Raw genomic sequence first — 22723 nt, forward strand, 5'->3', positions numbered from 1 at the left:
AACTATGAAAACTTATAATATTGTCATAGCTAGTGATCATTCAAGTTATGAGCTTAAGTCTGAAATTATCAATTATTTAGAGCAGAAACCTTTAAAGATTTATGACTGCGGAACGAATAATACACAAACCGTTGATTATCCTGATTATGCTAAGAAAGTAGTAGATATTATTATTGAAAAATTAGCACCTATCGGTATTTTAATTAGTGATACGGGGATTGGTATGTCTATAGCTGCTAATCGTAGCTCGGAGATAAGAGCCGCTTTGTGCAATGATATATTAACTGCCGAAAATGCTAAAGCTCATAATGACGCTAATATTTTGATACTCGGAGCAAAAACCGTAGATCACAAAATAGTATTTGGTATTATAGATAAGTTTTTAACTACCAAATTTGAAGGCGGCAGACATAGCACCCGCCTATCAAAGATAAAGTAGTTTTATATAGATAGACGTCGTCATTGCGAGCGGGCATTGTTGCATGGATATAAAAAAGCACTCGGTGTCATACCGTGGCTTGACCACTGGGTCCATAAAAACAACTAAGAACACCAATAATTTTAGTATTTTTAACTGGATCCCATGGTCAAGCCATGGTATGACAATTAGGAAACTGGTCTACGCAATAAAGCCTATATCTGATAAACTAATATATAACTTTGCTTAATATGAATCTTCAAGAGTTTAAACAAAAATATAATTACGATGTTGCAACGAAAATGATGCAGCAATATCTAGACATTAAATTTGCTCATTTAGATTGTTTATTATTATTTAGAATGGGTGATTTTTATGAGATGTTCTATGAAGATGCAATTCTAGCAAGCAATGTACTTGGCATTGCTTTAACAAAGCGAGGCAAAAATGGCGAAGAAGAAATTGCGATGTGCGGAGTACCTTATCATGCTCTTGAGAATTATTTAACTAAGTTAATTGAAGAAAATTATAAGGTTGCTATTTGTGATCAACTAGAAACACCTGAAGAAGCAAAGAATAGAGGCGGTTATAAAGCGGTAGTTACTAGAGACGTCACACGTATTATAACTCCAGGAACTATAATTGAAGAAAATCTAATTGCTTCAGCAGAACCTAATTATTTAGCAAGTCTCGTAATACCAAAAAATAAAGAAACGGCTAGCCTTTGTTATGTTGATCTTTCTACTTCCGAAAATTTTGTAGTTAATGTACCGGAAGCCGAAATTCTTAATGAACTTGCCCGTTTAAAACCTCGTGAAATTTTACTTAGCGAAAATCTAAGATCTTCTAATCTTGCGGATAGTATTTTTAAACAATTAAATTTTCGTATTACCTATCAAGTTGATAGTTTTTTTGCAGTTAATAAATGTGGAAAAATTATTTTAGATTTTTATAAAATGAAAGATATTAAAGGAGTTGGAGAAATATCTAGCAGTCAAATTTGTGCCATAGGTAGCATTTTAGAATATTTATCGTTAACGCAAAAACAAAATATTCCTCATTTGCCAATCCCTAGAATTATCAATTTTCATAGCTATATGACTATTGATTTTGCAACTAGACGCAATCTTGAAATTGTAACAAACTCACAAGGCGGCTCGAAAGGAAGTCTACTAAGCACCCTTAATCATACGGTTACTAAACAAGGCGGACGTTTACTATATAATTTTCTTTCAAGTCCTTTAACCGACATTGCTAAAATAAATCATCGTTTAAATATTACCGAGTTCTTTTATTCCAACTTAGAAATAGTAAAAAGAACTAGAGAACTTCTAAAAAAAACTAGTGATATAGAACGCTGCTTAACCCGTATTACGATGAACAGAAGTTCGGGTCGTGATTTACTTAGTATTAAATATACCTTGGAAACTGCAACGATTATTAAAGGAGTATTTTTTGATGCTTACGGTTTTAATTTGCCTGATTTTATTGAAAAAATTATTAAGCCACTGTCAGGTAATGAAGAGTTATATAATTTAATAGATGAAACAATACGGGAAAATGCACCGAATAATTTAAATGAAGGGGGTATAATAAAACATGAATATCATCCGAAAGTAGCACAATTACATGATTTAATTAATAACGGAAAATTACATATTGAAAAGCTAAAAGAGCAATATCGCAAAGAAACGGGAATAGACAGTTTAAAAATATCCCATAATAATGTTATAGGGCTTTTTATCGATATAACTGCTAAAAATATCAATAAAATTACCGATTCCAAATTTATTCACCGTCAAACCACAGTTAATAATGTCCGTTACACTACTGCCGAATTACAAAAGCTTGAAAGCGACTTAGTCAATGCCAAAACCTTAGTAATAAGTTTGGAAAAAGAATTATATGCGGATATTTGTAGCCAAGTAATTGAAAAAGCTTCCTATTTACGAATACTTGCAAGCTCTTTAAGCGGACTTGACGTATTTTGTAATTTTGCTTACATCGCTGATGAATATGATTATGTTAAGGCTGAATTTACCGATGATTTAAGCTTTGACATCGTTAAAGGACGGCATCCTGTAGTAGAGAAAGCACTACAGCAAGAAAGCAAAAGCTTTGTATATAATGATTGTCATTTATCGGAGCTTGAGCGTATTTGGTTAATTACCGGTCCTAATATGGCAGGTAAAAGTACTTTTTTACGTCAAAACGCCATTATTGCAATCATTGCTCAAATAGGTTCGTTTGTGCCGGCTAAAAGTGCTAAAATAGGAGTAGTCGACAAAATATTTAGCCGAATAGGTGCTGCCGATGACTTAATTAAGGGACAATCGACCTTTATGGCAGAGATGCTTGAAACCTCAGCGATTCTTGCCCAATCTACAAAAAACTCACTAATCATACTTGATGAGGTAGGTAGAGGGACATCCACTTATGACGGGGTATCTATAGCATGGTCGGTGCTTGAATATATCCATGATAAGCTAAAATGTCGCTGTTTATTTGCAACGCACTATCATGAGCTAACCGTTATGAGTAATTTCCTACCGGCTTTGCAAAATTATACTATTGCTATTGAGGAGTCAGGTAAAGATATTCTATTTTTACATAATATTATATCAGGTGCTGCCGATAGGTCTTACGGTCTTCATGTTGCGGCTCTTGCCGGTCTTCCTGCGAGTGTTATAAACAGAGCTGAGCAGATTCTGCTTAAATTTGAAAAAACTTCTACAGGTAAAGGAAAAAATATCTTATCGACGGAATCAAATAATTTGAGTTTGTTCAATCTTGAGCCTAATAAAACTACTATAAGCAACAAATTAGATGAAAAATTTAGAACTATAGATCCTGATAAACTATCCCCTAAAGAAGCACTTGAGTTAATTTATGAGTTAAAGAAGTTGGTTTGATGTGAGTTTGGCAGTGTATGCGTGGATCGAAAAACGCGTTCGATGTCATCCCGTGGCTTGACCACGGTATCCAGAAAAACAACTAAGAACACTAATAATTTTAGTATTTTTAACTAGATCCCGCGATCAAGTCGCGGGATGACATTTTTGCCTCCCTTTCCAATCAATATTTACTACAGGCAAAAAATTAGGATTAGCGAAATTTTCTTTGCCGTAAGTAATTTCTTGTCCATGCGTATCTAAAATATTACCGCCGCCGGCTTTAATTAAAGCATGACCTGCCGCTATGTTCCATTCCATAGTTTGACCAAATTTTGGATATATACCTCTAGTAAATGAAACATTGCTTATAGTGAGATAATATGCTAATAAGTAATCATGGAATATAAAAAATTATCAATAATAGAAAAGCAAGAATTAAAGAGTCGTCATAAGCAGGAGAGAGACGGTAGGATCAGAGGATCAAAGCTGTTCTTATGTATGATGATGGCTATAGTATTGGTGAGATATCAAAAGTGTTAATACTGAGTGATGAAGGGATAAGGAACCATTTAATAGATTATCATAATGATCAGAAGCTGAAGCCGGAAAATGGTGGTAGTTGTAGTAAACTTACTAGAAATCAAGAAGAAGAATTAATAGAGCACCTTGAAACTAATAATTATGTGTATGCTAGAGATATAGGTTTGTATATAGAAAATCAATATGGAGTAATCTATACATTAGCTGGTGTAATAAAGTTATTACACAGATTAGGTTTTAGTTATAAAAAACCTAAGTTAATTCCTGGAAAAATAGATTTAGATAAACAAGAGGAATTTAAGCTTCAATATAGTTTGTTAAGAAATAATTTAGCAAGTGATGAGTGTATTTATTTTATGGATAGTGTTCATCCACAATATCAAACTAGGGCTCGATTTGGTTGGATTAGAAAGAATGCAGTAAAAACATTACCAAGCTTTAGTGGATGGAAACGTAAGCATATTATAGGTGCAATTAATCTAAAAAGTCTAAATGTAGTAACAACTGATAATCCTAAGGTTAATGGCGATTATATCATTGAATTTTTAAAGAAATTGGAAGAAAATAATCAAGATAAAAGTAAGATTTATCTGATATGTGATAATGCGGGATATCGTAGGTCAAAAAAGGTTAGAGAATATCTACAAAATAGTAAAATAGAGCTAGTCTTTTTGCCACCGTATAGTCCCAATCTGAATCCCATTGAACGACTGTGGAAATTTATGCATTCTATTATAAGTAACAATAAATTTTATGCAAATTTTGAAACATTTACTGATTCTATAAGGTTATTTTTTGAGAATATTGAAAAATATAGAAATAAAATTTCTTCATTGGTAAATGACAATTTCCAAACTATTGTTCCTAATCACTTTAACAACTCTTCATGTTAAAGAAGTATATAGTACGTAAAGCAATTGAATATTATCTACAGGAAATGCAAGAAGATATGGAGGACGCTAAAATTGCTTTACAAAGAACTAAAGAACCCTCAGCTATAAGCTGAGGGGTTATAAAGTGGAATCGATTAGAAATCGAGGGGGTGTCAGAAAGTTTGTGTAAGTTATCTTACTACATGACAATTTTTTATTTTATCATCTTTGGATATTGGAATATCAAGGACAACAGCTGTATCCAACGTACTAATTGAGTAGAAATATTATACAAGATATTAACCAATGTATCTAATCCAACACGAAATATACTATTTTGCCTATAACCATGTTTTTTAATAACTATTGGTTTATCTAAAACTATAATCTCTCCAGTTTGATAAGCTAGGCAAAATGCAATAGACAATATTTGCATCAATGTATCTAATCGTAAATCATTAGTAATATGAATTGCTTCACAGTTGAATCCTGCTGATTTAAAAGCTTTGAACATTGTTTCAATTTGCCATCTTTGAGCATATAATCTCAGCAGGATTTTTGATCTCATCACTATGTATTAAGACTGCAAGTTCACTCTTCTTATTTCTGATCCCTACTACATTAAATATTTCACCTTTTGTACCAATTCTACGTTGTGACAAACTCACATGCGATCCTATGGCTAGAGGGCGAAATAACTCTTGTATTTTAACCATTTTTCCCCTTGCATTACTGATATATTGTCTATTTTCTCTAACTCGAAAAACGTATCTTATTTGATTTGTTCTAAGCCAAGAGAGCCATTCCTTACCTATAAATTCTCTATCAGCGGTTAATGCTTCAATGCGGTTTTTGTCAAAAACTTCTAAAAAACACTCCATCAGATCAATACGCTCAATATAATCAGAGTTACCACACTTTTTATCACTTAGAAAATTCCAAAAAGGGGGATCGTTATACCATGAAAACTGACAGCTAAATATAAAATATTTATATGTTAGTATATTTCGTGTTGGATTAGATACATTGGTTAATATCTTGTATAATATTTCTACTTAGTACGTTGGATACAGCTGTTGTCCTTGATATTCCAATATCCAAAGATGATAAAATGAAAAATTGTCATGTAGTAAGGTAAGTTATAAAAATAGTTAAGAATAAAATTAATTAAAACAACTTACATGAGGCTAATATGAAGAATAAGAGTAAAGTATCAAATCCGACTATAGAAAAAGTAGTATCAGAAATACTATCACAAAGTGATCCATCTGAGATATTTGGCAAAGAAGGAATATTTCAGGAAATTAAAAAGCAGATAGTAAATAAGATTTTAGAAAAAGAAATGGAATCTCATATAGGTTATGAGAAGCATTCTAAGAATACCAAGGAGTCAGATAATAGACGTAATGGCAATTATGAAAAGACTCTAATAGATTCCGAGGGTCGTAAATTGATAGTAGAAGTGCCAAGGGATCGGGAAGGAGAATTTGAACCTCAACTAATTCCAAAAGGAGTAAGGAGATTTGAAGGATTTGATGATAAAGTAATATCTTTATATGCTAGGGGAATGACTATTCGAGAAATACAAGGGCACTTAGAAGAACTATATGCCACCAAAGTATCATCTGAGTTAATATCAAAGGTAACTGATGGCATTTTAGAGGAAGTTACTGCGTGGCAGAATAGAGCACTTGATAGTGTATATCCTATAATGTAGATTGTATTCATGTTAAGGCAAGAGACAATCATATAATAATAAATAAAGCAGTTTATCTAGCTATTGGCGTGAATATAGAAGGCAAGAAGGAACTATTAGGTATTTGGATAGGCAAGAATGAAGGATCTAAATTTTGGATGCAAGTAGTAACAGAACTGAAGAATCGTGGTGTAGAACAAATATATGTTGCGTGTGTTGATGGTCTTAAAGGTTTTCCAGAAGCAATAAATAGCATTTTCCCAAAAACCACAGTACAACTGTGTATTGTTCATATGGTAAGAAACTCTGTAAAATATGTATCATATAAAGATTTAAAATTGGTAACAGCTGATTTAAAGGCAGTTTATTCTGCAATAAGTTATTTTTGATATATGGCAGAGAAATTGGTCTGGAATAGCTCCGTTCTTTAGCTTTCCGGAAGACATTAGAAAGGCGATTTACACTACTAATGCTATTGAATCAACTAACCGTCAAATTCGTAAAATTATAAAAAATAAGGGGGTATTTCCAGATGATAAATCGATTCAGAAAATAATCTTTTTAGCATTGACAAATGCTTCTAAAAAATGGACAATGCCTATTAAGAATTGGGCCATGGCTTTAAATCAATTTGCTATACTTTGTGATACTAATTTACAAAATTGGGCAAATGGAGAAATCGTACTTACACAAAAAATCTGACAGACCCATCGATTAGAAATCGATCATCATTCACCTTCCTGTTCATCAATATAGCGCTGTATCATTTCATCAGTTATATTACCTGAACTGACCGCCATATAGCCCCTAGCCCACAAATGATTGCCCCAAAATTGTTTTCTTAAATGAGCAAATTCTTGCAATAAAATTCTTAAGCTACTACCTTTTAAATACTGTACTAACTTGCTAAGAGATATTTGTGATTTATATGAGATAAACATATGTACGTGATCACATGATATTTTCCCTGAAATTATATATACTTCATGTTCCATACAAATCTGCCTTAGTAAATCTCTAGCCCTTTCCGCTACTTTGCCTATCAATACTCTCTTCCTATATTTTGGTATCCATATAAGATGTACTTTTAAATCATACTGACTATGACTATTCTTTCTATAACTTCTCATGTTTCTTGATATAAATTCATTGCTAAAGCAATTTCATTATATCTTCCCTTCGCCTGAAGGCGAGGGATTTCTTATCCCCGAAGGGGGACATTAACGCCCCTGATTTTAAAACTTATACTACTGATGAAGTTAGGGAATGACATAAACAAGCTATACAATAACGCCTTTAGTCGCTCGCAAGGCATTGTTGCGTGGACCGGTAAACCCCCACTGTGTCATCCCGTGGCTTGACCACGGGATGACACACCAGAGGTGAAATTGATCCACGCAACAATGCCTGCTTGCAATGACGATTTGGTATCCACGCAACAATACTATCTTTATGTAATTATATCTTAACTCATATTAAAAAATACTTTATTTTATTTAGTAGTTTGTGTTATTAATAACTAGGCTCTGTGAAAGAAAATTAAATTAGTCTATTTTTTGCTGTAAATCATAAGATTTTTTTGAAATAGGAACAACTATCCTCTCAAGAATCTTATTAATTTTCTTCACAAAATCTAGGAATTATTATAGAGGTATATATGTCTAAGAAAAAGCAGGATGATCAAATAATAAAAGAATTAGAAGAAAGGTTTGCAAAGCTCCAAGATAGACTTTATATCCCCACAAAAAAATTCGGTAATGAAGTAGACAATCTAATTGAGCAGATGCAATCTGAGCTTAAACTAGAACAAAAAAGTAAAAGCCTCAATGATCAAAAAGACCAAGCAATACGTGATAGGCTAGATAAATTAAGAGAAGACAGCCCTATAACGCAAAAAAAGACACCTATAGATCTTTCTTTTAATGATACTAAATCAATAATTACCGATACTATAGATGCTCAGGCAGATATAGCTAGTTTATATGCTAATCGATCTACCGAGCTAGAAGAGAAAAAAGCATTACTTCATTTAGCTAATAATCTAACTGAAGCTAGAGATATTATTAGGGATATACCCCCTATATCTAAAGAATATGAGCCTAAAATATTAGATGTTATCGCTAGTGGGTTAGGTAAAATTTATGAAGGAATAAAGAAAATAGCTTCGCCTGCAGTTAATATTATAAAAGAAATAGTTAGTAGTCTTGTTAATTCGATTAAATCACTTCCTCAAAAATCTTCCAAACAACAAATAAAAGAATCTAAAATAAAATTAAAGAAGTTATATAAAACATATGTTGATTTGAAAGGAGTAAAGCCAAAGATAAAAGAAGAGTTTCTTAAAAAACATTATGAGCGAATTGATCAGCTACAAACTCCTAAGGAAATATTTGTAGAAACTGCCAAAATTACTAAATCTATAAGGATAGCCGGAAAACAAAAGATAAATAATCTTAAACAACAACAAATTATCAATAGAATGAAGAAGCAAAGTCCTACTGCTTTTATAAATAATAATTCATTTACACCCTCTAATACACCTACTAATAAAGAAAAATCTTCAAAGGGCAACCAAAGGTAAATTCTATGTCATTCCTGCGGGGTATTGTTCGTGTGGATCAAAAAATGGATTCGGTGTCATACCGTGGCTTGACCACGGTATCCAAAAACAATAAAAAATACTAAAATTATTAGTATTTTTAACTGGATTCCGCGATCAAGTCGCGGAATGACAGCGGTGGAATTGATCCATGCGGGAATGACATACTGAATGTTCGTATAGGGATCAAGGTATTTAAAGATTATCCACCCCTTTCATTCCGCTTGTCTTAGCTTTATCAAATGAAGTATCTTTAATTGTTGCTTCGGTAAAATCGGCATTTGTTAGGTCAGAGTTACTAAAGCCCGCCTGATCAATTTTAGCTGATTTAAATATGCTATCTGTTAATATTGAGTTTGAGAAATCTGTTTTAGTAAGTATTGCAGAAGAAAAATTAGCTTCTTTTAGAATAGAGTTTTTTATTACCGTATTTGTTAAATTAGTATTTTTAAAGATATTATTTGAAAAATCTACTCCATTAAACACTAAATTACTTAAGTCAAGATTTGTTAAATTTATATTTGTTAAGTTAGTTATTTTTTGCAAATCTTTTACCGAACTTATTACTATATTATTTGGTGGAATTTTACTCGAATTATCGCTATTTAAAATAATATTATTAAAAACGTTAGTATTAATAAAACCGGAATATGCTTGGTAGTTAATATTATTTATTTGTGAATTAGAAAGGACGGAGTTAATAACCGTAGTATTTGTTAGATTAGAATTTATTAGAGCTACTTGGTTTAAATTACCTAAAGTAATTTTAACATCTGAAAAATTTACGTTTTGTATTAAAGATTTAGAAAAATTTACATTATTAAATTGCCCGTTAGTTATATTTGAGTTTATTATTTCACTGCTGTTTAAGTCATTATTAATCACTATAAATTGTTTAAAATCATTATTGCTAAAAATAATATTAGTATAACTAATATTATCTAAAGTAATATTTGAGCCTTTAGTTTTATTAATCCTTACAAAATTAGCATTACTATTTTTTATTGATAAATTATTAAATTTATTATCGTTTAGACTCATATTATTTAATATAGCATTATCGATTTTAAAATGATTTAAAACTGAACTACTAATTGTGCTATTTTGTAAATCACATTTAGTAAGGCTAATATTTTGTAATGTTGAATCTTGAAAGGAAGCGTATAAAAAGAAAGAGTTATTACTTTGTACGTTATTAAAGTTTACTTCATTAAAAATACTTTGTGTGAAGTTGGAATCCTTAATTATTACTGCTGTTAATTTAGTTTGACTTAGGTCGCTAGATTCAAAATAATTATTAGTAAAATTGGTATTATTTATTACACTTTTTTCTAAGTCCGTACCGTAAAATATTGAATTTGTTATATTAGTATTTTTAAAGCTATTATTCTTTAGGTTAGCTTTTTGAAAATTAACACCGTCGATAGTATTATTGCTCCATAATACATGACTAAATTTAGAATTTTCAAAGTTGACATTTATTATAGTAGTTTTATTAAAAGCAGTATCACTAAAATTTGATTGAACGAAATTTGTATTTTGTAATGTTATATTGTTAAAAATTGAACCTTGAAAGTCGGAATTATATCCGGAAATATTTTTTATTACCGAATCTGCAAAATTACTTTCTTGAATTATAGCATTTGTAAGTATAGCTTTTTCTAAATTACTACCTGCAAAATCAGCACGTAATATTTCGCAGGAAGTTAAATCTATTCCTGATAAATCTTCATTTATTAGCTTTACTCCTATTAATTTTACTCCTTTTAAATTTGAACCGAACTTCTCTTTAAGGTTCACTTTAAGGTTTTTAGAATTTTGCGATATTATATAATTTCGAATTACCGTGCTTTGGCTATCTGTAAGTAATCCATTTGCATCACGAGTAGATTCGGAACAGCTGCTTAATAACAAATAAATAGTAATTATCGATACGACTTTAAGCATTTGCTTCCTCATATTCTTCTTCATTTATTCTATTTGTAGGAGGTATATGTAAGCTTAATAATTTTAATTTACGATGCAAAGCCGATCTTTCCATACCGACAAATGAGGATGTTTTTGAAATATTATTATTAAAACGACTCATTTGTGCCGATAGATATTGACGTTCAAAAACTTCCCTAGCTTCTCTAAGTGGCATAGATAACATATCAAAGCTATCTTCAAGTTTTGTGAGATTAGCACTATTGGCTAATATTTCCGAAGGTATCATATAAGGTTTGATAATTTCATTATTGCCTGTAGTTAACGGATTCATAATTAAAGTCCATTCAACAACGTTACGTAATTGTCTAATATTGCCTGGCCATTCATAGGATTGAAGAGCTGCAATAGTTTCATCTGCAAAGCTACGCTCTTTTAAACCTGAAAATTTTGAAAGTTGCTTAACAAAATATTTAACGAGTAGCGGTATGTCTTCTTTCCTTTCATATAATGAAGGTACTTTTAGAGAGGATACATTAAGACGATAATATAGATCTTCTAGGAATTTGCCGTTATTAACTTCATCTTGGATATTTTTAGAAGTGCCGGTAATAATTTTTATATCAACTTTAATATTTTTTCCGCAAGGTTTTGTAATAGTTTGATCTTTAAGGAATTTTAATAATTTTACCTGGATAGGAATAGGAATATTACTGACCTCATCTATATATAAAGTACCGTTATTGGCGAATTCTAAAATAGTAGGGCGTTTATTATTATTTTCCTGCTTTTCCGATTCGCCGAATAATTCTTGATTAATTTTTTCTGTAGTCATACAGGTAGGGCTGAAGATAATGAACGGATTATTAACCCTTTTAGATTGTTTATGAATTAACCTTGCGGCAAGTTCTTTACCGCTACCGACTTTACCGTGAATCATTATACGACTGCTAGAGCTAGCTGCCTTTTCTATTTCCATTTTATATTTTAAAGTTACCGAACAGCCGCCTACTAATTCAGTTTTATCTATAACCTTTGATTTTAAATCTATATTTTCACGTTTTAATTTCGTTACTTCACAAGCTCTTTTAAGTAAAATAACTAATTTATCATTATTAAACGGTTTTTCTATATAATCGTAAGCCCCCATTTTTATAGCATTTACCGCTGTTTCTATAGTGCCATGACCGCTAATAATTATTACCGGCATCAAAGGATAGCGTTTTTTAATTATCTCTAAAATCCCAAGCCCATCAATTTCGCTTCCTTGAAGCCAAATATCAAGTATAACTGCAGAGACCGGTTTTTCGGAAAGTATTTTAAGGGCTTGAGTACTATTAGCGGCAACCTTAGGGTTAAAACCTTCATCTTTCAAATTTGCAGCAATGAGATTTCGTATACTCTCTTCATCGTCTACTATTAAAACATCTAGTTGTGACATTACAATTTACCTTAAAAATATTAATCAAAACCTAAATATATACGTTAATGCCGAATGTAAAAGAAAGCAACATTTTTTTATAACATTTTTGTCACAATAGCTATTTATAGTGTAAAGGTTGGCTAAGATTACATAATATTAAAATTATTTAAGGAATTTTAATTAATTTTATTTGCAGTTTGTAGTGTTATAAATGATTATATATAATGAGTGGTGTGTTGATACCGAAATCATCATTGAGAGCGACCGTAGGGAGCGTGGCAATCCAGAAAAATCATTTTACTGGATTGCTTCGTCAAAACTTACAGTTTTTTCTCGTAATGACGGAAAAACCAATTTAAAAAATTATGCTTAACATCTTTTTAATTATTATTTCATTATTTATTTGCTTAATAACCTACCTATTTATCAGAAAAACGGATATTTTTACAAATTTATTGATTTTAAATAGCTTCACGACTTTAGCGAGTTTATTTATTTGCTGTTTAGGTTTATACTCAGGAAATAGTTCATATTTAGATATAGCAATTATTTATTTTCTTTTAAGCTTTATAGCCACAAACGGTTATTTAAAATATTTCATAAATGAATCGAATGAAAACAAAGCAGATTGATACGATAATCTTAGGATGTGGTTTGAGCAGCATGCTAACGGCACTTTCTTTTGCACAAAAGGGTATAAAAACTACTATATTCGAGAGTAAATCGGTAAAAAGCCCGGAGTTTTTTAAAGATATAAGAACTACTGCTTTAACGCCGCATTCTAAAAATTTCTTATTCTCTATTGATATATGGGAAGAGCTTAAGAAGCTTGTGGCAGAAATGCAAGACGTATATGTAGTAGATAATAAGGCTTCAGAGATATTAGACTTACGAAATGATGATGCTGTACTTGGATATGTGGTTAAGAATAGCGATTTTAAAAAAATATTATTGTCAAAAGTAACTAATAATCCGTTGATAACCTTAATTGATAATAATGAATATCAAGAAGTTATAAGTCATAGTGATTATTCAATTATAAAATTTGATGATAAACAAATTAAATGTAATTTATTAATTATATGTGACGGAGTAAATTCAAAAGTAAGATCTCATTATTTCGCTAATGAAATTGAAAAACCTTATCAAACAGCTCTTACATTTAATATTAAGCATGAAAAGCCGCATGAAAATTGTGCTATGGAGCATTTTTTGCCGCTTGGTCCTTTTGCTTTGTTACCTTTAAAAGATCAATATAGCTCTTCCGTAATATGGTCAACTTCTGCTAGTCAAGCTGCTTTAATTGTTAATTTGCCTATAGAAGAAGTCAGGTTTTTAACTCAAAGAAATGCCGGTAATTCCTTAGGTAAAATTACTATTGATAGCGAGATTAGTAGCTTCCCGTTAAAAGCCCGTATAGCAAATAGATATTTTCATAACCGTATAGTTCTTATTGCAGATACTGCCCACACAGTACATCCGCTCGCCGGACAAGGGCTTAATCAAGGTATAAAAGATATAGAGACTTTGAGCATAATCGTTAGTAATAATGGTACATTACAAGAATATCAAAAGCTAAGGCAAGACGATAATTTTATTATGTATAAGCTGACTGATGAGTTAAATAATATTTTCTCAAATTATTCCAAAAATTTAAGATGTATAAGACAAATAGGGTTTAAGGTGATAAGTAATTTTAAACCTATAAAAAACTTGATTACTAGCTATGCGATGGGAAGACGATAAGATGTTAATTTTTGTTGTCATACAGTGGCTTGACCACGGTATCTAGAAAAACAACTTATAGCGTGTATTCTTTGACGTTTTTACTGAATACCGTGGTCAAGCCACTGTATTACATAGGAGTGTTAATACCTAAAAAAGTTAGAGAGCATTCATGAGTAAAGAAAATTTAAGCAGTAAATCATCTATTAATACTCCTGAAGAAGGAATAAAAAATGCAGCAGAAGATAATAAGCTTAAATCTTCAATAAATACCCCTGAAAGAGTAGAGTCTTTAGAAGCAGCACAAACAAAAGCTTCTGAGTCTCCACAGGAACGGCAATCGCAAAATAAGCCAGCAGGAAAAAGAACGCTGAAAGAGGATACGGCACTTTACGGTGCTAGAGTTGCTCGTGCCGGAATTACTGTAGGTGGGGTGGGGAGAAGGAGTTGGATGTATAGTTTTAAAGCGTAAGAGTGATGCGGAAAAAGATAAGGATAATATTTATGCTAATATAATTTCCTGTTCTGAGAATCATGGCGGGAAATCCCACTCCTTAACAGCTCCAAATCCTGAAGCACAAAAAGCACTTCTGCTTAAAGCATACAAAGATGTAGAACTTGCAAGAAGAATTAGCTACATAGAAGCTCATGGTACAGGTACAAAGCTTGGAGACCCAATAGAAATAGATGCTTTAAAAATGGCATGGAAGGAAATGGGGGTATGGAATAATAAAGCATATATTGGTTTGGGTTCAGTAAAAACCCACATAGGACATTTAGAACCAGCAGCAGGTATTGCATCAATTCTAAAAGTATTACTAGCTATGCAACACCGTATTTTACCAGGTAACTTACATTTTAATAAGCTAAACCCTTATATCGATATAAAAGATAGTCCCTTTTACATAGTGTCGAAGAATCAGGAATGGCGTAGTGATGAGCCTTTAGTATCAGGTATTAGCTCTTTTGGATTTGGTGGTTCTAATACTCATATAGTATTAGAAGAAGCAGAAAGAAGACAAAGAGATAATAATATTCAGGATAAGTTTTTTACGGGGGTGTCAGAAAGTTTGTGTAAGTTATAAAAATAGTTAAGAATAAAATTAATTAAAACAACTTACATGAGGCTAATATGAAGAATAAGAGTAAAGTATCAAATCCGACTATAGAAAAAGTAGTATCAGAAATACTATCACAAAGTGATCCATCTGAGATATTTGGCAAAGAAGGAATATTTCAGGAAATTAAAAAGCAGATAGTAAATAAGATTTTAGAAAAAGAAATGGAATCTCATATAGGTTATGAGAAGCATTCTAAGAATACCAAGGAGTCAGATAATAGACGTAATGGCAATTATGAAAAGACTCTAATAGATTCCGAGGGTCATAAATTGATAGTAGAAGTGCCAAGGGATCGGGAAGGAGAATTTGAACCTCAACTAATTCCAAAAGGAGTAAGGAGATTTGAAGGATTTGATGATAAAGTAATATCCTTTATATGCTAGGGGAATGACTATTCGAGAAATACAAGGGCACTTAGAAGAACTATATGCCACCAAAGTATCATCTGAGTTAATATCAAAGGTAACTGATGGCATTTTAGAGGAAGTTACTGCGTGGCAGAATAGAGCACTTGATAGTGTATATCCTATAATGTAGATTGTATTCATGTTAAGGCAAGAGACAATCATATAATAATAAATAAAGCAGTTTATCTAGMTATTGGCGTGAATATAGAAGGCAAGAAGGAACTATTAGGTATTTGGATAGGCAAGAATGAAGGATCTAAATTTTGGATGCAAGTAGTAACAGAACTGAAGAATCGTGGTGTAGAACAAATATATGTTGCGTGTGTTGATGGTCTTAAAGGTTTTCCAGAAGCAATAAATAGCATTTTCCCAAAAACCACAGTACAACTGTGTATTGTTCATATGGTAAGAAACTCTGTAAAATACGTATCATATAAAGATTTAAAATTGGTAACAGCTGATTTAAAGGCAGTTTATTCTGCAATAAATGAAGCAGAGGGATTAAGAGAATTACAAAATTTTGCTAAAAAATGGGATGAAAAATATCCAGTTATTTTTGATATATGGCAGAGAAATTGGTCTGGAATAGCTCCGTTCTTTAGCTTTCCGGAAGACATTAGAAAGGCGATTTACACTACTAATGCTATTGAATCAACTAACCGTCAAATTCGTAAAATTATAAAAAATAAGGGGGTATTTCCAGATGATAAATCGATTCAGAAAATAATCTTTTTAGCATTGACAAATGCTTCTAAAAAATGGACAATGCCTATTAAGAATTGGGCCATGGCTTTAAATCAATTTGCTATACTTTGTGATACTAAATTTACAAAATTGGGCAAATGGAGAAATCGTACTTACACAAAAAAATCTGACAGACCCAAACTTGTGGGTAATTTCCCTATTACTAAATTACAAATGAATCTGCAAACTTGATTTAAATCCAACAAATATAAAAACCATTTTAATGGCATTTTTAAAAGATTTTAATTACTTCACGTAAAGGGAATACCTGAACAAGAAAAATCTTATTACAATGCCCCTTTAAATTGTGAATTTAGTACTATGAATTTTAAAGGTAATGTATACAGAAAACTTTTTATTTTACAAGAAACATATTTACTCTAAGGAACGAATAAAAGTTTCATCAAGACCAGTTACACTAGAAATTAAAGAAATATTGCAACCTTGAGCTAACATTTTTTTTGCTATTTCTGTTTTTACTCTGATATTTTCTTCAGCTTTTCCTCTAGCTTCACCAATTTGGATACCTTCAGCTTTTCCAATTTGGATACCTTTAGCTTCACCAACTTGTAAGCCTTCAAGAATACCTATTTCTTTCCCTTCTTGTTGCCAATGTTGTGCTAAACTTCTCATAAGCCTTGTTCCTATTTCTGGATTTAACTTTGTTGATAATAAATTCTCTAGTTTTATTTTATCAGCTTGCTCTATCTTCGTCAATGTATAATATAATATCATTTCTAAATAATCATATCCTATAGTTATTTTGGTTAATTCCGGCAGTATATCTGATATTTCTTGCCATCTCTTTAATAACTCCCTATCATGTATATGCTTGAGAAAAAATTCTAATATCCCTGACCATATCCTTTGTTTAAACTCTTCATCAGGAATTTCATGGACATTCACTAACTGGTAATCATTAATCCATAATTCTTTTGCTAATTTGTTATTGGCAAATAAATCCCACAAATTCCTTGAAACATTGTATTTCGCCTGACTATTGTAAAATATCATTGGGTATACCAATGGTAAAGTCTTAGCTTTAGGATTTTGTATTAAATATCGCTCACAAATATTAATCATATATTTAAATAGCCTAAAAGCCATAAAATGATCTGCTTTTGATTGATGCTCGACAAGCAAAAATAAATATCCATCTTGTTTATCAAATTTGCATGAGAATAAAACATCAGAGATAGAATCTTTTAAAGAGCTTTCTACAAAAGTGGTGTTTTCCATTGCTAAACTAGGAAAATCTATTAAACTTTTAATATTTGGGGGCAAATGTGCATTAAAGAACTCATGGGCGACTAGAGGATTCTCGAGTGCCTTACGAAATATCTTATCATGCTTAGCTTTCTTCGTGCCTTTATCTGGATCACCAAGCAGGTTTCCTTGTTCACTCATATATTTACATTTTTTAAACTTGATAAATATTATTACACTATACTCTAAACTCTTATTCCTTGACTAAGCTTTACCTCAGATACTTGCTTTACTGCACTTTTTATTTCTTTAGCTATTTCTGAGCTTGGACTTATATACTGCATTACTTGTTTATCCCTTCCTATAGTATTTAAGTAATCTTCAGGAACGAGATGACTTTTGCCTTGAAAATCATGTACTACTATATCACAAAATCTTTTATCACCAAGATTATAATTAGGATCAAATTTATTCTGCATAATTTGTAAATCTTTCTTTATCTTCTGCTCTATTGCTGCTATGCAAATCTTGTTACTGTAGAGCATACAAGAATCTATACCTTTTTCTCTGTAGATTTGTATTGCGGTATTGATATTTTCTTCTGTGCCAAACTTTGCTAGAGCTGTTATTTGCTGTTGCTGCAAATTATTTAGTTCGTTATTATCGTTATTTGCAAATTTTGAAAATAGTAATTCTATAGACTGAAATTGTGATTTTCTATTATCATTTGTTTTCAATGATGATTTAAGTTCTATTGCATTGCTAGCTGCTGTTAATTTTATTATTTCAGGCTCTATAAGCTTGTCTATAGATTCTACCCCTTGGGATTTTAACATATCGTTAAAATCGCCTTTTTCTGGTGGTCGTATTATTGCTACCGTCGCTCCTTGCCTAATTAATTCTTCCTGAGCCTTAATTACAGTATTAACTGATACTGCGTCTTTGCCATCATTATCGGCAGCAATTATTATTCTTTCTCCTTTGATAGGCTCATAGTTCCTAATGTTACTTACACCTAAACTACAAAGAATTTTGCCCTTAATACCAGCTTCTGCAATGCTTAAAGCTGTCTCTACCCCTTCTGCTATAATCGTTATATTACTAACTGAATTATTGCCATCTTTACTGCTTTGTACGTTCTGCTGTTCGTTATTTTTATTAATCTCAACAAAAGAACCTCTGATTCTACCAAATGAACGTTTATTAACCTCAATATTAGCTTTATTATTTGTGTCTTTGTTTAAATAAATTGATTGTCCACCAGTAATATTACCATCTTTATTTCTAGCAAAAGCAATTAATGCAGGATAATATTGTTTGCTATTACTATCCCACATCATATTGGTTCTAAGATCGTTACTTAATTGATATCCTGTTAATATTTTTTCAATTCCACGATGTTCTGATAAATATCTTGTTGCTACATTATTAGGCATAGAATATTTTATAGAATCTGATTTTTCATATAATATTTCTGCCCTCTTAATTTTTGCCATTTCAGATTCTTGCTCTGTTTGAGTCTTAATTTGCCGCTTTTTGTTTGTTGATAAATTTACTGCTAGAGCTTCATCTACTTTGGTTGATATACTAACCATATCTTGTAAATATTTCTTAGCTTCTACAAAATCACAATTTTTTTCTCGTTGTACTAAAGTAAATAAATCTCCTCCCTCTTCTTTACTAAAATCATACCATATGCCAACTTTACTGCCATTTATCTTCATCGCTATCTTACCATCTTTCTCCCAGCGGAGTAACTGGCTATTTGATAAATGCTTATTTGGACTACCTAGTAAATTTCTTCCTATTTCTTCTGCTTTAAATGATAATCTTTGCTTTAATTCTACTGCTTCTTGTTTATTAATAGCATTATAATCTATTTTTTTCTTTGCCATAATATCCTCTTGTAACTTGATACTTATTGTTGTATCCTGTTTATTACAATTCTTGAGGTTATAAGAAGAGCGTGTCCGCTCTTCTTGGACTTTATGGCTTGTGGCAAGATTTGTGCTAGTACTTCCTAGGATCTCTGCTACTTTAGCAGGTGGCTCTAACTTCACTCTTAAGTGGTAATAGTTATCATTACTATGTAATCTATCCTTAATATCTTCTACTACCCCTTTAAACCAATTACCTACTTTATCTATAATATTAGGACTCTTATTTTCTTGATCTTGAATCGCTACTAATTCTTCTAAAGTTTTAAAATTAATGCTAGATAGCCTATTATCTATTTTGTTAAGTTGTGATATTAAACTTGCTATATTTCTTGTACTGTCCTTATTATAGTAGAGTTTTACCTCTTCTATGTGCCTCGTCATCGCTACATAAGAATTTCTGCTATTTCCTGCTAAATTATGTAATACATAGACATCTTTAATTGAGGCTCCTTGTGCTTTATACACTGTAGAAGCATAGCCATGTTTAAAGCTTACATCTTGAGGATTAAATTCTATTTCTTTCCCGCTATCTGTTTTAGCAACAAACTTATCGTTACTGACTAGAGTTATCGTTGCAAATTCACCATTTTCTATTTGTAAATCTTTATTTGTACTTTTAAACAAAATACGATCTCCTGCCATATAATCTTCATGCTTTTCAGATGAAATATAGTCTCTATATTCTTTACCGGTAAGTAAGCGGTAAGTAAGCCTTTAGCTTTTAGTAACTCCCTGATCCCTTGATTAATACTATCTACTTCAGCATTACGCATGGTAATTATTAAACGCTCATTCAGAGCAAATTTGCTGTTACTCCAATCGTTAATTAATCTTACCATTGATTCTTCTAGCGTATGATCAATCTTTAAACATTTATGCTGTTCTAGTAATTGCAGGCCACCAGCAATATCTGATTTTGCAAAGCATTAAGCCATTTCTCTTGCCCATGCCTTGCTTTGTCTTCTAATGTTACTTAATTCATATGAGCCAAATTTACTAGCCAATACTGTAAACATTCCTCCTCGCTCAACGGAAGTGAGTTGTCTCTCATCTCCAGCCAATATCAGATTACAATTATTACTCCTTGCTACTTTTAGTAATTCTAAATAATCACTATTACCTACCATCCCTGCTTCATCTACTACTAGCGTAGTATTTCTTGGTAGATTAGCTTTACCATTATACAATTTAAATAAAAATCCTTTTACTGTATGACACTTCCGGTAACCTTTACTTTTAAGCTCTGATGCTGCTTTATGAGTAGGGCTAAGCCCTATAACATTTTGCCCATGATTAGTGGCAATTTTATAAACTTCAGCAAGTACTTGTGACTTACCGGTGCCAGCTCTACCTCGAAGGGATTCTAATACCTTGACTATTAATTAAAATATGTTGCAGGCTTGCTCTTTGTGCTTCATTAACACTGGTAATATTTGCGATATCACTTTTAAGCTTAATAACGTTATTAAAATGAATCTGGCTATTTACCTTATCTGCTATTCTAACTATCCTTAATTCTTCATCCAGTATATCTTTAGTAGTATAGTATTTAGTATCCGTGCCATCTTCATTATATAGTTTTACCAGCCTATCTGAATTTAATACCTCCCTTATTAGTTTTTGCTTTGCTGCTTCTTCTGGAATCTCTTTTACTGCTTTTTCTAGATCCAATTTAGTAAAAATAGCTTGATGACGAATCATGCGATCAAGTATCCCATCTGCTCCTTTGATGATTTCAAGATGAGCTAGCTTACATATTTTATTTTGCTCTGCTATTTCATTGATAATACTTCGCATTCTAGTAGGGCCAACATGCTGCTGAGGCACGAAACTTATTGGATCTACCCGATTTTCTAGACCTAACTGAGCAAAATATTTCTTTAAATCTACTGCCTTAGCTCCTAAGGCTTTACCATCTTCTGTGAATCTTCTGGTAGTAACAAGCAGATGGGCATGCCAATTCTTCTCTCCATCATGTGGCTTGTGAATATCAACTTGAACTCCTAGACCATTTTTTACCCACCCCATCTCCTCAATGATTTTGTGAGTAATGGTAATCCTATCTTGTAAATCTAATTCCTTATCATCAGGCAGTGCTATAACTACATCTTTTAATAATTGACTATTTTTTCTTGTCTCTAGACGTTCTACCTCATTCATCAAGATTCTAGGATCTTTGAATTTTTGATCTACATAATTAGGCAATAATACTGCATGATAAACATTATCGCCTTTTTTGCTAAAATTATAAGTAATGTTAGTTCTTTCATCTTTAATAATTAGCCTGGCATTATAAGCATCTTTCAAACAAGCATTTCCTCCTGAACTCCTACTTACTATTTCTATTCTTGCAAACTGTATTACCATGATTCTTTTTATGATTATTACAATCCTGCATTACATTAGCATGAATGTTTTTCATCATCCATTGAATCAGCAATAAATCAGCACACAATAAACGATAGTTTATATATTGCGTAGTGCGACACGATGGCACTAAATTAAAGTCTGCAAGTATATTGCGTAGTGCGACACGATGGCACTAAATTAAAGTCTGCAAGTATATTGCGGCTAGGTTGCATTTAGACCTAATTACTATTATTGCGGTGCAAGATTGGTAACGTTCTTGTGCTAAGCGCAATAAGAAGCCTAACTAAATTACTAATCTGGATGGGAAATAGGGGCAAGGTAAAGTTAAAATTGGTTAAACGAAAGTGAATCTTTGTTTAGAAAATATCGTAAATATCTTACTACATGACAATTTTTAGAGATGTAAGGACTAAAGGATTGAATTTTGCTGATAATTCATGATGATAACGGGGAAAGAACTTGGTTTACATATGAAAGATCATTCCGCCCCTCTAGTCGAATTATTACAAAAACATATTTCGCTTAATTTATCAAGAGCAAAATGTTTAGGATTATTTATCATTTCAATGCTTAACAGCAGGACAGTAAACATGTCATTGTTATGCAATAGAATGCCGTCTGGGATTAAAGCAGCTTCATGGTATAGAAGGATGCAAAGATTTATCTCTGAAATCTCAATATCATGGAGAGTATTACCTGTTATGTTAGTCATGATGACTGGGTTTGAGCAGGAGCAAAAATGGGTATTGTGTTTAGATAGAACGGAATTGGAAATTTGGTATACGACATATAAATATTTTTATATTATACGCTGTCAGCTTTCATGGTATAGCGATCCCCCC

The 22723-nt window shown here is 31.8% G+C and carries 18 protein-coding genes and 4 pseudogenes; 11 read left to right on the top strand and 11 right to left on the bottom strand.

All coding sequences use genetic code 11. The features are described 5' to 3' along the window. The first annotated feature begins 4 nt into the window (after positions 1-4). Entirely contained in the window at positions 5-439 is a 435-nt protein-coding gene (rpiB, locus tag REIS_RS06105; protein WP_008580377.1) for a ribose 5-phosphate isomerase B, read from the top strand. 230 nt (positions 440-669) lie between these two features. Continuing rightward, positions 670-3330 carry a DNA mismatch repair protein MutS gene (gene mutS, locus REIS_RS06110; protein WP_037213783.1) on the top strand — a complete coding sequence of 887 codons (2661 nt, stop codon included), beginning with the start codon at positions 670-672 and terminating at the stop codon, positions 3328-3330. A gap of 163 nt (positions 3331-3493) precedes the next feature. Here the strand turns inward: mutS and REIS_RS12900 are convergent. Continuing rightward, positions 3494-3654 (bottom strand): annotated as a pseudogene (locus REIS_RS12900) (inositol monophosphatase family protein); the annotation flags it as partial. Between the two features lie 137 nt (positions 3655-3791). Here REIS_RS12900 and REIS_RS06115 point away from each other — a divergent pair. Further along, a complete protein-coding gene (locus REIS_RS06115; RefSeq protein WP_256377136.1) occupies positions 3792-4745 on the top strand; it encodes an IS630 family transposase in 954 nt (317 codons plus the stop codon). Positions 4746-4938: 193 nt separating this feature from the next. Here REIS_RS06115 and REIS_RS16480 read toward each other — a convergent pair whose 3' ends face one another. Both REIS_RS16480 and REIS_RS16485 read right to left on the bottom strand, forming a co-directional pair. Continuing rightward, positions 4939-5238, bottom strand: a complete 300-nt coding sequence (locus REIS_RS16480; RefSeq protein WP_050755372.1) for a hypothetical protein — start codon at positions 5236-5238, stop codon at positions 4939-4941. Positions 5239-5242: 4 nt separating this feature from the next. Beyond that, a complete protein-coding gene (locus tag REIS_RS16485) occupies positions 5243-5605 on the bottom strand; it encodes a transposase (protein WP_008579487.1) in 363 nt (120 codons plus the stop codon). Positions 5606-5916: 311 nt separating this feature from the next. On the opposite strand from REIS_RS16485, the pseudogene REIS_RS06130 reads away from it, so the two are divergent. Then, positions 5917-7122: pseudogene (locus tag REIS_RS06130) on the top strand (IS256 family transposase). Between the two features lie 26 nt (positions 7123-7148). Here the strand turns inward: REIS_RS06130 and tnpA are convergent. Continuing rightward, positions 7149-7550, bottom strand: a complete 402-nt coding sequence (tnpA, locus tag REIS_RS06135) for an IS200/IS605 family transposase (RefSeq protein ID WP_008580383.1) — start codon at positions 7548-7550, stop codon at positions 7149-7151. Positions 7551-8077: 527 nt separating this feature from the next. On the opposite strand from tnpA, the gene REIS_RS06140 reads away from it, so the two are divergent. Then, entirely contained in the window at positions 8078-9001 is a 924-nt protein-coding gene (locus tag REIS_RS06140; protein ID WP_008580384.1) for a hypothetical protein, read from the top strand. A 213-nt stretch (positions 9002-9214) separates the two neighbouring features. Here REIS_RS06140 and REIS_RS06145 read toward each other — a convergent pair whose 3' ends face one another. Together REIS_RS06145 and REIS_RS06150 are read right to left on the bottom strand one after the other, a co-directional pair. Beyond that, positions 9215-10966 carry a pentapeptide repeat-containing protein gene (locus REIS_RS06145; protein ID WP_037214508.1) on the bottom strand — a complete coding sequence of 584 codons (1752 nt, stop codon included), beginning with the start codon at positions 10964-10966 and terminating at the stop codon, positions 9215-9217. Then, entirely contained in the window at positions 10959-12386 is a 1428-nt protein-coding gene (locus REIS_RS06150) for a sigma-54-dependent transcriptional regulator (RefSeq protein WP_008580387.1), read from the bottom strand. The genes REIS_RS06145 and REIS_RS06150 overlap by 8 nt, the downstream gene beginning before the upstream one ends. A gap of 347 nt (positions 12387-12733) precedes the next feature. Between REIS_RS06150 and REIS_RS06155 the strand changes: the two genes are divergently transcribed. The 5 genes and pseudogenes from REIS_RS06155 to REIS_RS06175 form a co-directional block, all read left to right on the top strand. Then, the gene (locus tag REIS_RS06155; protein WP_008580390.1) at positions 12734-13000 is read left to right on the top strand and encodes a monovalent cation/H+ antiporter complex subunit F; all 267 of its coding nucleotides are present in this window, start codon (positions 12734-12736) and stop codon (positions 12998-13000) included. Continuing rightward, complete coding sequence (gene ubiH, locus REIS_RS06160; RefSeq protein ID WP_008580391.1) at positions 12972-14114, top strand: 2-octaprenyl-6-methoxyphenyl hydroxylase; 1143 nt, start codon at positions 12972-12974, stop codon at positions 14112-14114. Before REIS_RS06155 ends, ubiH begins: the two co-directional genes overlap by 29 nt. Before the next feature lie 151 nt (positions 14115-14265). Continuing rightward, positions 14266-14467, top strand: a pseudogene (locus tag REIS_RS12915) (2-octaprenyl-6-methoxyphenyl hydroxylase). Positions 14468-14521: 54 nt separating this feature from the next. Beyond that, positions 14522-15178 (top strand): ketoacyl-synthetase C-terminal extension domain-containing protein, encoded by a 657-nt coding sequence (locus REIS_RS06170; protein ID WP_008580393.1) that lies wholly within the window; start codon positions 14522-14524, stop codon positions 15176-15178. A gap of 47 nt (positions 15179-15225) precedes the next feature. Then, positions 15226-16431, top strand: a pseudogene (locus REIS_RS06175) (IS256 family transposase); the annotation flags it as partial. Positions 16432-16740: 309 nt separating this feature from the next. Here REIS_RS06175 and REIS_RS06180 read toward each other — a convergent pair. The 5 genes from REIS_RS06180 to REIS_RS17355 all read right to left on the bottom strand — a co-directional run bounded on the left by REIS_RS06180 (position 16741) and on the right by REIS_RS17355 (position 21878). Then, positions 16741-17772: an Rpn family recombination-promoting nuclease/putative transposase gene (locus REIS_RS06180; protein WP_008580397.1), complete on the bottom strand. Its 1032-nt coding sequence runs from the start codon at positions 17770-17772 to the stop codon at positions 16741-16743. Positions 17773-17816: 44 nt separating this feature from the next. Next, the gene (locus REIS_RS17340) at positions 17817-20153 is read right to left on the bottom strand and encodes a toprim domain-containing protein (protein ID WP_371256046.1); all 2337 of its coding nucleotides are present in this window, start codon (positions 20151-20153) and stop codon (positions 17817-17819) included. Then, positions 20102-20350: a hypothetical protein gene (locus tag REIS_RS17345; protein WP_371256047.1), complete on the bottom strand. Its 249-nt coding sequence runs from the start codon at positions 20348-20350 to the stop codon at positions 20102-20104. Before REIS_RS17345 ends, REIS_RS17340 begins: the two co-directional genes overlap by 52 nt. Before the next feature lie 87 nt (positions 20351-20437). Then, a complete protein-coding gene (locus REIS_RS17350) occupies positions 20438-20890 on the bottom strand; it encodes an AAA family ATPase (RefSeq protein ID WP_371256170.1) in 453 nt (150 codons plus the stop codon). Next, complete coding sequence (locus REIS_RS17355) at positions 20859-21878, bottom strand: MobA/MobL family protein (protein WP_371256048.1); 1020 nt, start codon at positions 21876-21878, stop codon at positions 20859-20861. The genes REIS_RS17350 and REIS_RS17355 overlap by 32 nt, the downstream gene beginning before the upstream one ends. A gap of 440 nt (positions 21879-22318) precedes the next feature. Here REIS_RS17355 and REIS_RS06190 point away from each other — a divergent pair. Further along, on the top strand, positions 22319-22723 hold a 405-nt coding region (locus REIS_RS06190), incomplete at its 3' end, for a hypothetical protein (RefSeq protein ID WP_008580398.1).

This window comes from Rickettsia endosymbiont of Ixodes scapularis (genome assembly GCF_000160735.1).
GTDB lineage: Bacteria > Pseudomonadota > Alphaproteobacteria > Rickettsiales > Rickettsiaceae > Rickettsia > Rickettsia tamurae.